Genomic DNA, 14,167 nt, shown 5'->3' with positions numbered 1-14,167 from the left:
GGAACTTAACGAATTATTTTATTTTACGATTGCGATAACTTCGATTTCTACTTTCACATCTTTCGGAAGACGAGCTACCTCTACAGCTGAACGTGCTGGTTTATGATCACCAAAATGGCCTGCATAAACCTCATTCATTGCGATAAAGTCGTTCATATCCTTCATAAAAACCGTTGTTTTCACAACATGATCTAAAGAAGTTCCAGCTTCCGCTAAAACTGCTTTTAAATTAGCGAACACTTGATTTGTTTGAGCAGTAATATCGCCTTCCACTAATTCACCTGTAGCTGTTAATGGAATTTGACCAGAGCTATAAAACATACCGTTAACAATAATCCCCTGTGAATATGGTCCGATTGCTGCTGGCGCATTTGTTGTTGCTACTACTTTCATTTGTCATGTCCCCTTTTAGAAAAATAGTTACCTTCACTTAATGCAATTGTACGATCTTTTTCGTTTACTTCATGAAGCTTTACAAGTGAATAATAATCATCTACTAAAGTTTCGTCCGCATGCTCAGCCTCCACAAGCACCGCGATGCCTGCTAGCTGACAGTCAAATTCCTCTAATAGATTTTTCATGCCGTTCATAGTACCACCGACCTTCATAAAGTCGTCAGTAATTAACACACGTTGTCCACTCTTCATGCTTCTTTTTGATAATACCATTGTCTGAATTCTTCTGGAAGAACCAGACACATAGTTAATGCTAACTGTAGAGCCCTCAGTTACTTTACTGTCTCTTCTCACAACTACTACTGGTACATTTAAATGTCTTGCAATGGCATGGGCAATGGATATCCCCTTAGTTGCTACAGTCATTATGACATCAATTTGTTGATCTGCAAAGGCAGAAGCAAAGACCTTTCCTACACGATTTATTAAATCTGGGTTTCCTAGCAAATCTGTCATAAATAAGTAACCGCCTGGTAACAATCGATCTGAATGTTCAAGCTCTGCCTTTAAATCCTGAATGACTAAACGTACTTCTGCCTCGGACATCTTCGGAATATACTTTACTCCTCCAGCAGCACCTGGCACTGTCATCAATAACCCGATTCCTTTTTCTTCGAATGTTTCCTTTACAATCGTTAAATCCTCACTAATGGATGACTTCGCAGATTGATATAGTTCTGAAAAATAAGTTAGCGGGATCAGCTGATGTGGATGTTCTAGTAAGTAGTACGTCATATCAACTAGTCGTTCACTACGCTTCCATTTCATGCGACCCTCTCCTAAACACGAATATTTATAGGTAAAATTAACACAAATTTGCGTTTCTAAGCAAGCGTATTCCGCTCACCTAAAATTCGCACTGCATAAACTTCCTCACAAAAACCACGTAAACCATTATAAATGCGACTAACACGAGCTTCACTATCAACTAGTCCAAACACAGTCGGGCCGCTTCCACTCATTAACGTAGCATCTGCACCAAAGCGTTTCATTTGTTCTTTTAACATCACAACTTCTGGATGTAAGTTAAATGTTACAGTTTCCAAAACATTTCCTAATGAAGAACATAATAGCTCATAATCTTTTGTTTCTATCGCTTGTATCATTTGCTTGGTATTTGGATGTTTCAACCCTTCAACCTTAAGACCCCCATATACCTCAGCCGTTGACACGCCAATTTTAGGCTTTGCTAATACAACCCAACAGTTTGGAGGGGCTGGTAATTCAGCTATTTTTTCTCCACGGCCTGTAGCGAGTGCTGTGCCACCATAGACACAAAACGAAACATCCGAGCCAATTTTAGCACCCAGCTCCGCTAATTCATCTATCGATAACCCTAAATCCCAAAGCTCATTTAGTCCCTTTAATGTAGCTGCTGCATCACTACTGCCACCTGCAAGTCCAGCCGCAATGGGTATTTCCTTTTCAATAGTAATGGATACACCTTGCCTAATGCCGTATGTATCTTTAATGAGACGCGCTGCCTGATACGCAAAATTACGATGATCATTTGGTACAAAATTATCTGTTGAAATAATTTGAATAACACCGTCTTCTCGAGATTCAAGACTGATACGATCAGCTAAATCGACAGTTGTCATAACCATCTCTACTTCGTGAAAATTATCTGGCCTTTTATAAAGTACATCTAATGTTAAATTGATTTTTGCAGGCGCCTTTACATAAAGCATCTTTCTTCCTCCCTTATAGCTACACGTATAAACAGTTCTTTTTTTCGCGCAAGATTATTCATTTTATTTTACCATAATGAGAATGCGAAAATGGAAAAAAAGAACCGTTTACCCTGTTCGGAGTAACGGCTCTCTCTCGTCAGTTGTATTTGTTGTGTCAGTAAGGATTTTTATCCTTGCTGAATGAAACTTTATAAGATGACTACTTTAATAAAAATAGCCTACTTATGCTCTTGCTCATTACTTGCCCGTTCAGCCATTTCTATGGCACGTTTGACCATATTACCAGCATCTCGAGCTTTTATGCCGCCCCAGCCTTCCTTTTGCACAACATCATAAAATCCAAGCTCTTTTGCGATCTCTTCTTTTAATCGAGGTGACATGATACCTTTTCTAGGCATATAAACTCCTCCTTTAACAACTGACGAATTTAGTATGCCCGTGAAAACGCAAAACACTCATGTAGTTTTTAACATACATGAGTGTTTCTAAAATATAGAAATAAGTACTAGAAACTATTTTGCGACAGCAGCTTTTGCTTCGTCTAAAAATGTAATCTCTACTGCTTCAGTTAAAATATCTGTGTAGCTATACGATACGCGCTTGCACGTATTGTCTTCTTGATCGAGCTCTACTACAAAGATAGCGCGATATGTCTCACGTAATATCCCTGCACACTCAACCGTTTTCTTGCGACCACCATTTGCTTTTAATTGCAAACGTTTACCCAAATGACAATCCAACGACTTTTTAATGTCCGCTAAAGTTTTTGGCATTTTCGCTTACACCTCACTACTAACTAGTATAAGCGAATCGCCCAAAAATGTCAACAAAATATAATATTTTATCAGCCCATTATAAATCTTGTCAACTTATTTTTTATAAAAAGCATATATTTTTTTACATCCATGAAAAAATGTTAACAAAAATTCTTACTTTGCAAACACAGGATATAGTGCATCGGCTAATTTTCCAAACTCTTGAATAGTAAGTGTTTCTCCTCGACGAGTTGGCTCAATTGTAGCTGCCTCTAATGCCTGTAAAATTTGTTCCTTTTGTGCCTTCCCATTTGGTAAACCAGCTTGCAGATTATTGTAGATTGTTTTTCTTCTTTGAACAAAAGATGCTCGAGTCACAACAAATAAAAAATCCTCATCTATTACTTTTACTGGTGGCTCGTCATGCTTGATGAGCCGAATAACCGCTGAATCGACATTTGGTTGTGGCATAAACACTGTTTTTGGTACAGTCATAGCAATATCAGCCTTAACATAATACTGAATCGCAATAGATAATGAACCATATTCCTTCGTTCCAGGCTTAGCCGTTATACGATCAGCCACCTCTTTTTGCATCATGACAACAAAACCTCGGATTGGTAATCGGTCATTTAGCAATTTCATTAAGATTGGGGTAGTAACATAATACGGTAGATTGGCAACGACCATAATATCTTCAATACCTGGCATTTCCTCCGCAATAATCTTTGCAACATCTGCTTTAAGAATGTCAGAGTGGATAATAGACACATTATTATATGGACTAAGTGTGTCTTCTAGCACAGGTAATAAACGTTGATCAATTTCAAAGGAAACAACCTTTTTGGCACTTCTCGCCAAATGCTCTGTTAGGGCACCAATACCAGGACCAACTTCAATTGCGCCACTATTTTCCGTTAAATTTGCGTGACTTACAATATTTCGTAAAATATTAGGATCAATTAAAAAGTTTTGTCCTAAGCTTTTTTTAAATGAAAATCCATACTTTTTTAAAATTTCCTGTGTACGAATTGGTGTTGCAATATCCTTATGCATCATTTTCCTCCTGATCTAACTGTGCGACCGCCGCACCAAATTGCTGTTCTGTAATCTGAAACATTTTTAACCTTTTATGAAGCTGTTTACCGTTTGTAGCACCAATATTTAAAATTTCTCCCAGTCGATCACGTCGCTGTTTTGATTGTGGATAGCCAATCAAACGCGCTGTCATTAAATCTTCCAGTGTAATATCATCTTCATTTGGCACATCTTGTTTAGGGGTATAGACATGTCGTAATGCTTCCCGTATATCATCGTCAGCTGCATGCTCAATCCCCAAGCCTTTACCATTCTTCGCAATTGTTTTGGCTTTTGGTAAAAAGGCATGTTTCACTCCTTGAACACGCTCTTCAATAATGGCACGTATTCGACGTCCTGGGTAGTCAGGATCCGTAAATACAATAACACCACGCTTTTCTTGAGCATGTTGGATTCGCTTCAATGTTTCTTCAGAGATAGCAGATCCATTTGTTTCTATAGTATCTGCTTGTACGGCACGCTTAATAGCTGTCGTATCATCTTTTCCTTCAACGACAATGATTTCTTTTATTTGCAAAAAGACTCCTCTTTTCTATCTACCTTATCTTCTGACCATTTTACAACTGCAAGATACCGTTTGTACAGAAATACAGGGTTTGAACGAGCCTTCTAGCGAACGTACCGTCAAACATTGCTAATAATTAGCATTCCAACGCTTTCTTTCAAGGGGCGTTTGTTGTACTTACTGTTTAAACAGTTGTTAAAACAAAAAAAAGCCTCCCTGCCAGTCAAAACAGGAAAGCTCCATTAGTGAAATAACATTTTGATTAATTTTACAATTTTTTTAATTTAATACTTTAATACGCACTTTCTTACGTCCCCAGTTACGTGCCTGAGCATCTGTTTGTACAAGTATATCGATCTTATTACCCTTAATTGAGCCACCAGTATCTCCAGCGATAGCTGTACCATAGCCTTCAACCCATACTTTTGAGCCTAATTTAATAACAGAAGGGTCAACTGCGATTACCTTCATACCAGAATTTGAACGCAAGTTTATACCAGTTGCTGATGTACCAGTACAACCGTTGCAATATGGTGTATAAGCTGTTGCCGTTACATAGAATTCTTTACCACTAGCTGGCTCTGCTGAACCACGTGACACAGTTGCTGCACTTGCAACGACTGTTTTTGTGCCAACTGCAACGACTTGTTTTTTTGGCTCTTTTAAAACTGCCTCTGCTTGTAGGTTTTTAGCTACAACCTTGCCATTTTCTTTGACAACTTCATACGTACGAGAAATTGAGCCCTTCTCGCCCGTTGCCACTACCTTTTGTTTCCCCTTTTGCAATGAAGCATCCTGCTTCTTTTCAACTGCGAAATCTAAAGAGTCTTCCACTACATCGATAACCTTTTCTACGCGAACTACTGCGATTTTACTCTGTGGAGTAATAACGTCCTCCAGGTTATTTTCGACACGATCGAATTCATTTAACTGAATTCCTTGTTGTTTTAAAAAGTTAGCGACCGTAGTCGAAGTGGACCATACTTGTCTTTTGTTTACGCCATCGACAAGCGCTACTTGAAACGCTTTTTGAATATCGATTTTGTTCTCTGCTCCTAGTTCAGTATCTAGACCTTGTGCTAAAGAGTCGTGTTCAGATACTTCAATATTTGCTTCCTTCAAAATGTCTTTCACTAGTGTTTCAGTTGTCCAAACTTTTGACTGATTTCCATCAACTGAAATAGTTACTTCTTTTGCCTGTTCCCATTGAATTGCTAATCCATTAACAATTTTGGTGTTCAGAGAGGGTGATATTTTATCATGCGCTGCTACATCTATATTTCGATCTTGTAATAATTGTTCTACAGTTTTGGCATGTGTTGAAACTTCGATTGTTTCTCCGTTTGCTTCAAGCGTTACGGCTTTTTTCGTACCTTGATAAAGTACGAAAGAGATTACAGATACAAACAGGACAAGTGAAATAATTCTTATCACTGCTTGCTTACTCCTCAATGATCCTAAGAACAAGTTTTTCATGGAATTATTTGACATGAAAAAACGCCTCCTTAATACAAGGTTGGATTATACGGACTAGTTTTGGCACTGTCAACCCGAAAGTATTTCTCTGAAAATTGACTTCTATGTTTTTGCCAACCACAAACCCTGTATTGGAGGCATCTAAGCTAGTTAATTGTCAATCCCAAAAAATTTTTTCGCATTGGCGGTAGTTGCTTGTGCAATTTCCTCAATTGTTAACCCCTTCAATCGCGCAATTTCCTCCGCAACTAAGGGCACAAAGCTTGGTTCATTACGCTTACCTCGATGTGGATGTGGCGCCAAATATGGTGCATCTGTTTCAATCATCAAGTGCTCTAGAGGTATTTCCGTAGCCACTTCCTTTGGCAGACGTGCATTTTTGAATGTCACTGGTCCACCAAGACTAATCATAAAATTCATAGCTATACATTCACGTGCTGTTTCTACACTCCCACTAAAGCAGTGCATAACACCCCCTACGGATGCTGCGTTTTCTTCACGCAAAATTTGTACAACATCCCCTGTTGCATCCCTGTTATGAATAATGATTGGCAAACCTAACTTTTGCGCTAATTGAATTTGCTTGCGGAAAAGTGCTTGTTGAACTTCTTTTGGTGACTTATCCCAATAATAGTCCAAACCTGTTTCACCAATGCCAACTATTTTTGGATGTGCAGCTAATTCCTCAATCCAATCTAAATCTTGTTGCGTACAATCAATAGCGTCTACTGGATGCCAGCCAATGACACCATAAACAAAATCATATTGCTCTATTAATTGCATTGTTCTATTAATGGTTTTACGGTCAAAACCAATAACAACCATTTTCTCTACTCTAGCTTCAAGGGCTCTATCAATTACCTCTTGAAGGTCTTCCTCATACTGATCTGCATTCAAATGTACATGTGTATCAATAAACATCTTCATTCTCCTAACATCGATTTTATTAAAATTTATTATTTCATATTTTTCGTAAGCATTACAATTTTGTTACAAACCATTCGGTATTGTGACATTCCACTTAATCGACAATACTTGCAATGATTCTATATACCCATAAAATCACATTTTTCACACCATATAAATTATTTCAAAATAACAATAACCTAATTTCTCTAACAGATTTGAAAAGCCTGCTGAATAATATGTATTCAGCAGGCCTTTCTTAGATTGTTACTTTACTTTTGCACCATTTTCTAGTTTTGGATCAACTGATGCTAATTTTAAAATTCCATCTTTTTCACCAGCTAGAATCATTCCTTGTGATAATTCACCACGTAGTTTAACTGGCTTCAAGTTTGCTACGACAATCACTTTTTGACCGATTAATTCATCAGGTGTATAGAATTTTGCAATACCTGAAACTACTTGGCGTTGCTCATATCCAAGATCCACTTGAAGCTTTAATAATTTATCTGCTTTTGGAACAGTTTCACATGCCGTAACAGTCGCCACACGCAAATCAATTTTCATAAAATCATCAATGGTAATTTCAGGAATTTCTGGGTTTTCGTCAGTCTCTGGAGTCTTTTTAGTCTCTTCTTCTTGTGTTGTTTTCACAGAGCCACGCATTTCCTCACGAATATAAGCAATTTCAACTTCATTTTCCAAGCGTGGGAAAATTGGTATCCCTTTTTCTACCACTTTAATGTTTGTTGGAATAGTATTGCCGAATGTTTCAATTGTATCCCATGCTAAGAATTTGTCATCTAAACCTAACTGATCGATCATACGTTTCGGTGTTGTTGTCATAAATGGTTGTAACATGACAGCAATTTGGTGTAAGCTCTCTGCCAAATTTCGCATAACGGCTCCTAATTTTGGCTTATCTGACTCTTCTTTTGCTAACACCCAAGGCTGTGTCTCATCTATATATTTATTAGTACGCGACACCAGTGTCCATAAGTCAGCAAGAACAACACTAAATTGCATTTTTTCCATACTTTCTTCATATTTAATACGCACCGACTCAGCTTGCTCTTTTAATGCTGCATCAAATTCTGTCGATTGAAGATTTTCTGTAGGAATAATACCATCAAAATATTTATTAATCATTGAAATAGTTCGATTTAGTAAATTTCCTAAATCGTTCGCCAAATCAAAGTTTGTACGTTCAATAAATGATTCTGGCGAAAATACACCATCAGAGCCGAATGGTAATTCACGTAAAAGGAAGTAACGTGTTGCATCTAGGCCATAACGTTCGATTAACATTTCTGGATAAATGACATTGCCTTTTGATTTAGACATTTTACCGTCTTTCATCATAATAAAACCATGTGCAAATACTTTTTTCGGTAATGGTAAATCTAACGCCATTAAGAAAATTGGCCAATAAATTGTATGGAAGCGCACAATATCTTTCCCTACTACATGTACGTCTGCTGGCCAGTACTTGTTGAATAGTGTTTCATCGTCAGACAGGTACCCTAGAGCTGTAATATAATTCGTTAATGCATCCACCCATACATAAATGACATGCTTTGGATCCCCAGGTACTTTAATTCCCCAATCGAAGGACGTTCTTGATACTGATAAATCTTCTAGCCCTGGTTTAATGAAGTTATTAATCATTTCATTTTTTCGTGATTCTGGCTCAATGAATTCTAGGTTTTCTTCATAATAAGTTAATAAACGATCTGCGTACTTCTTCATATTAAAGAAGTACGATTCTTCTTTTACTTTGTGTACTGGTCGACCACAGTCGGGACAGTTCCCATCAACTAATTGAGTTTCTGTAAAGAATGACTCACATGGTGTACAATACCAGCCTTCATATTGGCCTTTATAAATATCACCATTATCTAAAAACTTTTGGAAAATCTTTTCGACAGCTTTCGTATGTCGCTCTTGCGTCGTCTGTATAAAATCATCATAAGAAATATCCATTAAAGACCAAAGCTTTTTCGCAGCATCTGCAATTTCATTTACATAATCTTGAGGGTGTTTCCCCGCTTCAGCTGCTTTTTCTTGTATTTTTTGCCCATGTTCGTCCATTCCTGTTAAAAAACGAACATCATAACCACGTAAACGTTTATAGCGTGCAATAGTATCAGATGCAACGGTTGTATATGCCGTACCAATATGAAATTTCCCACTTGGATAGTAAATGGGTGTTGTTATATAGAATGTTTTTTGTTTTTCACTCACAAGAACTGCCTCCATTGTTTTACAATATACTTTCTATTCTAACGAAGTACCAAATTCGTTTCAATGAAAGTTTATCATATGCGAAAATTGTCGAATAATATATTGAATCCATTAAATGACTTAAATAAGAATCTTTTTTACTATTGTTGAAAATATTTATTAAAAACCTTTTAAAATGAATAAAATAACTGCATTCTTCTCAAAAAAATTTTTTAGAAAGCATAATATTAGTGTATTAATTAATTGACGTTTATGGCATTACTTGGTATGATAACTATCAGACAAGGAAATTATGTCGAAATTTGACGAAATACCAATATAACTTTTAATAATTAGGAGGAAATCTATTATGAAATCAACAGGGATTGTTCGTAAAGTCGATGAGTTAGGTCGTGTAGTAATACCTATCGAGTTACGCCGTACGCTAGGTATTGCTGAAAAGGACGCTTTAGAAATCTATGTGGATGACGATAAAATCATCTTAAAAAAATATATGCCTAATATGACATGTGCTGTTACTGGTGAAGTTTCCGATGATAACTTCCGTCTAGTTGGAGGCAAATTAATTTTAAGTCCAGAAGGCGCTGAAATGTTAGTAAAAGAAATCCAATCTAATTTAAAAAAATAATTGATTGCTCACCTAAATCAAATACAATGATTTAGGTGTTTCTATTTATATAATTTACTATACCCAATTTCTAAACCCCTTATAATGTCCATGTCAGACCTTTCTATTTAAGGGTACTATTATTTACAGTTATTATCAATTTAAAATCAAATAAAGAGCTACCTTAGTAAGGTAACTCTTTACTATTATTGACTATGATATTCATTATAAACATCTCTTTTAGCTACTTGTCTCAACTTGGCTACTTCCTTAATGGCTTCTTTTGATGTTATATTCGATTGATCCATGATGAAATCAACATGTTCAATAATGGACATTGTCTCCCAATAGGCTTTTGCATGTTCATCTTCCTCTTCGGCAGAGCTATTGCCTTCAAGAACAATACAAAACTCTCCACGAATCTCCTGGGTTTGCGACCATTCTACAGCTTCAGCCAATGTGCCGCGTAAAAATTCTTCAAATTTCTTTGTCAGCTCACGCGCGAGGACAACGCGACGGTTTCCGAGTATTGCTTCCATATCCTTTAATGTATCTTTTAAGCGATGAGGTGCCTCATATAATAAGATAGTTTCTTGACGTCTTTTTAATTGCTCTAACTGCTGGCGTCGATCTTTTTTTCCACGATTCAAAAACCCATAAAAGAAAAATGGCTGTGGTGTTAATCCAGAGGCAATTAATGCTGAAATCGCAGCATTGGGACCTGGCACTGGTACAACTGGAAAGTTTTGAGCAATTGCTTTTTCAACTATGTCCGCACCTGGATCAGAAATACAAGGTAAACCTGCATCACTTACTAATGCAATTGTTTTCCCTTCGTGAAGCATAGATAATAATTTTTCGCCACCTACTGCTAAATTATGTTCATGGTAACTGATTAATGGTGTTTCGATATCAAAGTAATTACATAGCTTCTTTGTATTTCTAGTATCTTCTGCCGCAATAATATCGGCTTCTTTTAAAATGCGAAGTGCACGTACACTCATATCCTCTAGATTTCCAATAGGCGTTCCTACCAGATATAAACAACCTGTCAGATCGTGTATTGCACTTTTTTGTGATTTCACGATTCACCCCTCCTTATATAGTTTATTTTCTGCATTCTTGTTAATTGCTTAAAAGCATATTCAGCACGCATTGCTTCTTGCTTTGTCTCAAACATTTCTTTATAAATACATTTCACTGGGCCTCTAGCTCTTGTATATTTTGCCCCTTTACCAGCGTTATGTACAGCAACACGCTTTTCTATATTATTTGTATATCCTGCATAAAGGGTTTGATCCGCACACTCTAGCACATAAAAGTAGTGATTACTGCTCTTTTCCATAAAGAATGTCTCTCACTTCTGCTGTATATTCGTTATTGCCATCATAGACATACAAGGGTGGCAAGATTTTCAAATCCGGTTTTCCATCTTTTATTCCTTCTATTAATAATGTATTGGCTTCTTTGCCTTCTTTCGGATAAATGAGTTGCATCCGTTTGGGCTCTAAGCGATTTGCTCGCATAGCTGTAACAATATCTAATAATCGACCTGGACGATGGACAAATGCCGCCTTGCCACCTTGCTTTAATAATTTACTTGCAGATTGGATGGCTTCTTCTAATGTTAAATATAATTCATGTCGTGCAATGGCATGATGTTCACTGAGATTTTTATCACTTGCTTCATGTGCTAAAAAATAGGGAGGATTGCAGGTAACAACATCATACTGTTCTATGCCTAAGTGTTTTGGTATTTCTTTTACATCACCAAGAATCATTTGAATTTGGTTTTCCAGTTGATTGTAATGGATGCTTCTCTCTGCCATATCAAATAAACGGGGCTGAATCTCAACTCCCGTAATTTCCCCTTTTGTACGTGCACTTAAAAAGAGAGGAATTACGCCATTTCCTGAGCATAAATCAACAATTTTTCCCTTATGATAGGGAATATTGACAAACTTTGAAAGCAACACTGCGTCTAACGAAAACGAAAAGACGGAGGGACTTTGAATAATACGCAAATTCTCCGCCAATAAATAGTCTAATCGCTCATCATCCTTTAACCATTTTTCCATGCTTATTCCTCCTACGCTACAAAACAAAAGACTGATACCACCGTAGTGGGAATCAGCCTTCTATTACACATTTTGTTTATTTAAAAATGATAGACAAAACAGACAATCTTCACCTTTACGTGAACTTCCAAAATGAACATGACAAACGTGGAAGCCTTCCTGGTATAAGCGAGCTAGGTTATCATAACCTTCACCTATATCTAGAGGACTCTCTTTCTTTACTTCAGCAGCTTGTACGGAGTTTGTATTAGAAAGTAGTTCTTCCAGACGTGTACGAAGATGATGATTTTCTGTTTCAAGCGCCTTATGCTCTTCCATCATTAACGCTACAAATTGTTTCAATGCACCAAATTGCTCCTGCATTGCTTCGAGCTGTTGTTCGAACTCCATAACGGTATCCAAGAAATTACGGTCCTTCACCCAAGCCACCTCGTTAAATTCTCTATCTTAAATAAGATTTTTTTCGCATGCTAGCAGTTCTTCTAGTGTATACTCAACTGTGCGTTCCTGCTCATGTAAATATACTTGAATAAGTCTTTCCAGCACATTTAACCCTACAACTTTCCCGCGACCATCTGGTGTCATCGCTACCTCACCTATATCTGGCATGCCCTCTTTTGCCTCTTCATATTCATCATTTTCATACTTTAAGCAGCACATTAAACGTCCGCAAAGACCTGATATTTTTGAAGGATTTAAAGATAAGTTTTGATCTTTAGCCATTTTAATAGAAACTGGCTCAAAATCACCTAAAAATGTGGAGCAACAAAGCATTCTTCCACATGGGCCGATACCACCTAATAATTTTGCTTCATCACGCACACCAATTTGGCGAAGTTCGATACGTGTTCTAAAAACCGAAGCTAAATCTTTTACAAGATCCCTGAAGTCAACACGTCCTTCAGCTGTAAAATAAAAAATAATTTTATTACGATCAAATGTATATTCAACATCTACAAGTTTCATTTCTAAATTATGCTCTATAATTTTAGTACTAGCGAGTTCAAATGCACGTTTCGACTCAGTTGCATTTTCCTCTACTTGTATACGATCACGATCATCTGCTGGTCTAAGTACTTGTTTTAGTGGTAATACAACATCATTATCACCTACTACTTTTTGAGGGACAACTACTTTTCCATACTCTACTCCGCGAGCTGTCTCTACAATAACATATTGACTATCTTCTAGTAGAAATGATGCCGGATCAAAATAATATATTTTACCCGCCTTTTTAAAGCGGACTCCTACTACATTATACAAATGTATATCCCTCCTGCAGATTTAGCATTAACTGCTCAATCAATAACGTCCTATTCATGTTACGTTGTAAAGAGGCGCGCGCTTGTAAAATAGATTCCATTTGACTTGATAGTCGCTCATAAGTGGAATGTAACGCAACTTCTTTAAATAGTGGTAACATGTCTGGATAAGTACAAGCTGCCTCGGGATTAGCTTTTATTGACACTATATCACGGTAAGCAAATAGTAGTAAATCCAATGCTTGCTCCATCTCGCCTTTTTCTTTAAAATGTGGTAACCACTCTTCATGTGCAATAAGCATTGCCTCGTGTACATTTTGCCGAATGGCCTCCACTAATTTTAACACTGTTTTTCGAGCGAGTGCAAACTGCTCATCATTTGCCAAAAATATAGCCATTTCGAGCTCGTTTGTCATCATGCTTACTGTTGAAGCCATCGAATCCGAAATATTATTGTCCTGTAAGTGCTTCAACAAAACATGACGTGGCATTTTTTGAAATTTGATATGTTGGCAACGAGAACGGATTGTTGGAAGTATTGACTGCATTTGCTCTGTTAATAATATGGCAGTTACTTCTCCATCCGGCTCCTCTAAAAATTTAAGTATCATATTGGCTGATGCTGTATTCAGACGGTCTGCATGATGAAGCACATAGATTTTACGCCCTTCTTCTACACCCATCATTTTCATCTCGCCAATAAGTTCTCGCATTTGATCAATTTTTATAAATTGACCATCTGGATAAATTTGATGAATATTTGGGTGATTTCCCGAATCCACACGTCTGCAATTTCGACATGTTTCACATGGAACATTTCCATTTGGTTGCTCACATAGCATTAATTTGACAAAAAAGGTCATAATATCTGCCTTGCCTGTCCCTTTTTCGCCATCAAAAATATATGCATGTGCTAATCTATTTTTGTCAAAAATCGTTTGAAGTTGCTTCATTACGACTGGCTGTAGCGTGAATAGCTCTTCAACATTCTTGGCCATACATTTTAATTCCTTCCTGTATCTACAACAAAAAGTGTAACTGTCTCCAATTTTTACTTTTTGAAAAGAAACATTACAGTGCTTCCTAG

At 37.0% G+C, this 14,167-nt stretch carries 17 protein-coding genes; 1 reads left to right on the top strand and 16 read right to left on the bottom strand.

All coding sequences use genetic code 11. The annotated features are described in order from the left end of the window. Window positions 1-18: 18 nt before the first annotated feature. The 10 genes from MKY46_RS00355 to metG all read right to left on the bottom strand — a co-directional run bounded on the left by MKY46_RS00355 (window position 19) and on the right by metG (window position 9,148). On the bottom strand, window positions 19-393 hold the full coding sequence (locus MKY46_RS00355; RefSeq protein ID WP_036122322.1) for a RidA family protein: 375 nt from the start codon (window positions 391-393) through the stop codon (window positions 19-21). After that, the gene (gene purR / locus MKY46_RS00350; RefSeq protein ID WP_004229190.1) at window positions 390-1,223 is read right to left on the bottom strand and encodes a pur operon repressor; all 834 of its coding nucleotides are present in this window, start codon (window positions 1,221-1,223) and stop codon (window positions 390-392) included. Before purR ends, MKY46_RS00355 begins: the two co-directional genes overlap by 4 nt. Before the next feature lie 56 nt (window positions 1,224-1,279). Beyond that, window positions 1,280-2,146, bottom strand: a complete 867-nt coding sequence (gene ispE / locus MKY46_RS00345) for a 4-(cytidine 5'-diphospho)-2-C-methyl-D-erythritol kinase (RefSeq protein WP_036122319.1) — start codon at window positions 2,144-2,146, stop codon at window positions 1,280-1,282. A 221-nt stretch (window positions 2,147-2,367) separates the two neighbouring features. Beyond that, window positions 2,368-2,547: a small, acid-soluble spore protein, alpha/beta type gene (locus MKY46_RS00340; RefSeq protein WP_036122317.1), complete on the bottom strand. Its 180-nt coding sequence runs from the start codon at window positions 2,545-2,547 to the stop codon at window positions 2,368-2,370. Between the two features lie 114 nt (window positions 2,548-2,661). Next, entirely contained in the window at window positions 2,662-2,922 is a 261-nt protein-coding gene (veg, locus tag MKY46_RS00335; protein WP_004229199.1) for a biofilm formation stimulator Veg, read from the bottom strand. A 156-nt stretch (window positions 2,923-3,078) separates the two neighbouring features. Beyond that, on the bottom strand, window positions 3,079-3,960 hold the full coding sequence (gene rsmA / locus MKY46_RS00330; RefSeq protein WP_036122314.1) for a 16S rRNA (adenine(1518)-N(6)/adenine(1519)-N(6))-dimethyltransferase RsmA: 882 nt from the start codon (window positions 3,958-3,960) through the stop codon (window positions 3,079-3,081). Continuing rightward, a complete protein-coding gene (rnmV, locus tag MKY46_RS00325; protein WP_036122312.1) occupies window positions 3,953-4,519 on the bottom strand; it encodes a ribonuclease M5 in 567 nt (188 codons plus the stop codon). The genes rsmA and rnmV overlap by 8 nt, the downstream gene beginning before the upstream one ends. 267 nt (window positions 4,520-4,786) lie before the next feature. Then, window positions 4,787-5,998 (bottom strand): G5 and 3D domain-containing protein, encoded by a 1,212-nt coding sequence (locus MKY46_RS00320; protein ID WP_036122310.1) that lies wholly within the window; start codon window positions 5,996-5,998, stop codon window positions 4,787-4,789. A 135-nt stretch (window positions 5,999-6,133) separates the two neighbouring features. After that, the gene (locus MKY46_RS00315; RefSeq protein WP_036122308.1) at window positions 6,134-6,904 is read right to left on the bottom strand and encodes a TatD family hydrolase; all 771 of its coding nucleotides are present in this window, start codon (window positions 6,902-6,904) and stop codon (window positions 6,134-6,136) included. Between the two features lie 252 nt (window positions 6,905-7,156). Continuing rightward, window positions 7,157-9,148, bottom strand: coding sequence for a methionine--tRNA ligase (metG, locus tag MKY46_RS00310; protein ID WP_036122305.1), 1,992 nt, complete (start codon window positions 9,146-9,148; stop codon window positions 7,157-7,159). 334 nt (window positions 9,149-9,482) lie between these two features. On the opposite strand from metG, the gene MKY46_RS00305 reads away from it, so the two are divergent. Next, complete coding sequence (locus tag MKY46_RS00305) at window positions 9,483-9,761, top strand: AbrB/MazE/SpoVT family DNA-binding domain-containing protein (RefSeq protein ID WP_004229214.1); 279 nt, start codon at window positions 9,483-9,485, stop codon at window positions 9,759-9,761. Window positions 9,762-9,946: 185 nt separating this feature from the next. On the opposite strand, the gene rsmI is transcribed toward MKY46_RS00305, so the two are convergent. The 6 genes from rsmI to holB all read right to left on the bottom strand — a co-directional run bounded on the left by rsmI (window position 9,947) and on the right by holB (window position 14,078). Next, window positions 9,947-10,825 (bottom strand): 16S rRNA (cytidine(1402)-2'-O)-methyltransferase, encoded by an 879-nt coding sequence (gene rsmI / locus MKY46_RS00300; protein WP_036122303.1) that lies wholly within the window; start codon window positions 10,823-10,825, stop codon window positions 9,947-9,949. Beyond that, a complete protein-coding gene (locus MKY46_RS00295) occupies window positions 10,822-11,085 on the bottom strand; it encodes a GIY-YIG nuclease family protein (protein ID WP_036122300.1) in 264 nt (87 codons plus the stop codon). The genes rsmI and MKY46_RS00295 overlap by 4 nt, the downstream gene beginning before the upstream one ends. Beyond that, window positions 11,069-11,818: a tRNA1(Val) (adenine(37)-N6)-methyltransferase gene (locus tag MKY46_RS00290; RefSeq protein WP_036122296.1), complete on the bottom strand. Its 750-nt coding sequence runs from the start codon at window positions 11,816-11,818 to the stop codon at window positions 11,069-11,071. The genes MKY46_RS00295 and MKY46_RS00290 overlap by 17 nt, the downstream gene beginning before the upstream one ends. A 63-nt stretch (window positions 11,819-11,881) precedes the next feature. Continuing rightward, a complete protein-coding gene (gene yabA / locus MKY46_RS00285; RefSeq protein ID WP_004229222.1) occupies window positions 11,882-12,238 on the bottom strand; it encodes a DNA replication initiation control protein YabA in 357 nt (118 codons plus the stop codon). A gap of 27 nt (window positions 12,239-12,265) precedes the next feature. Next, on the bottom strand, window positions 12,266-13,081 hold the full coding sequence (locus MKY46_RS00280) for a PSP1 domain-containing protein (RefSeq protein ID WP_036122293.1): 816 nt from the start codon (window positions 13,079-13,081) through the stop codon (window positions 12,266-12,268). Then, window positions 13,074-14,078: a DNA polymerase III subunit delta' gene (holB, locus tag MKY46_RS00275; RefSeq protein ID WP_036122279.1), complete on the bottom strand. Its 1,005-nt coding sequence runs from the start codon at window positions 14,076-14,078 to the stop codon at window positions 13,074-13,076. Before holB ends, MKY46_RS00280 begins: the two co-directional genes overlap by 8 nt. Between the last annotated feature and the right edge of the window lie 89 nt (window positions 14,079-14,167).

The sequence above is a fragment of the Lysinibacillus sp. FSL M8-0355 genome (assembly GCF_038008985.1).
GTDB classification, from domain to species: domain Bacteria; phylum Bacillota; class Bacilli; order Bacillales_A; family Planococcaceae; genus Lysinibacillus; species Lysinibacillus fusiformis_D.
This window is presented reverse-complemented; position numbering and strand designations above follow the sequence as displayed.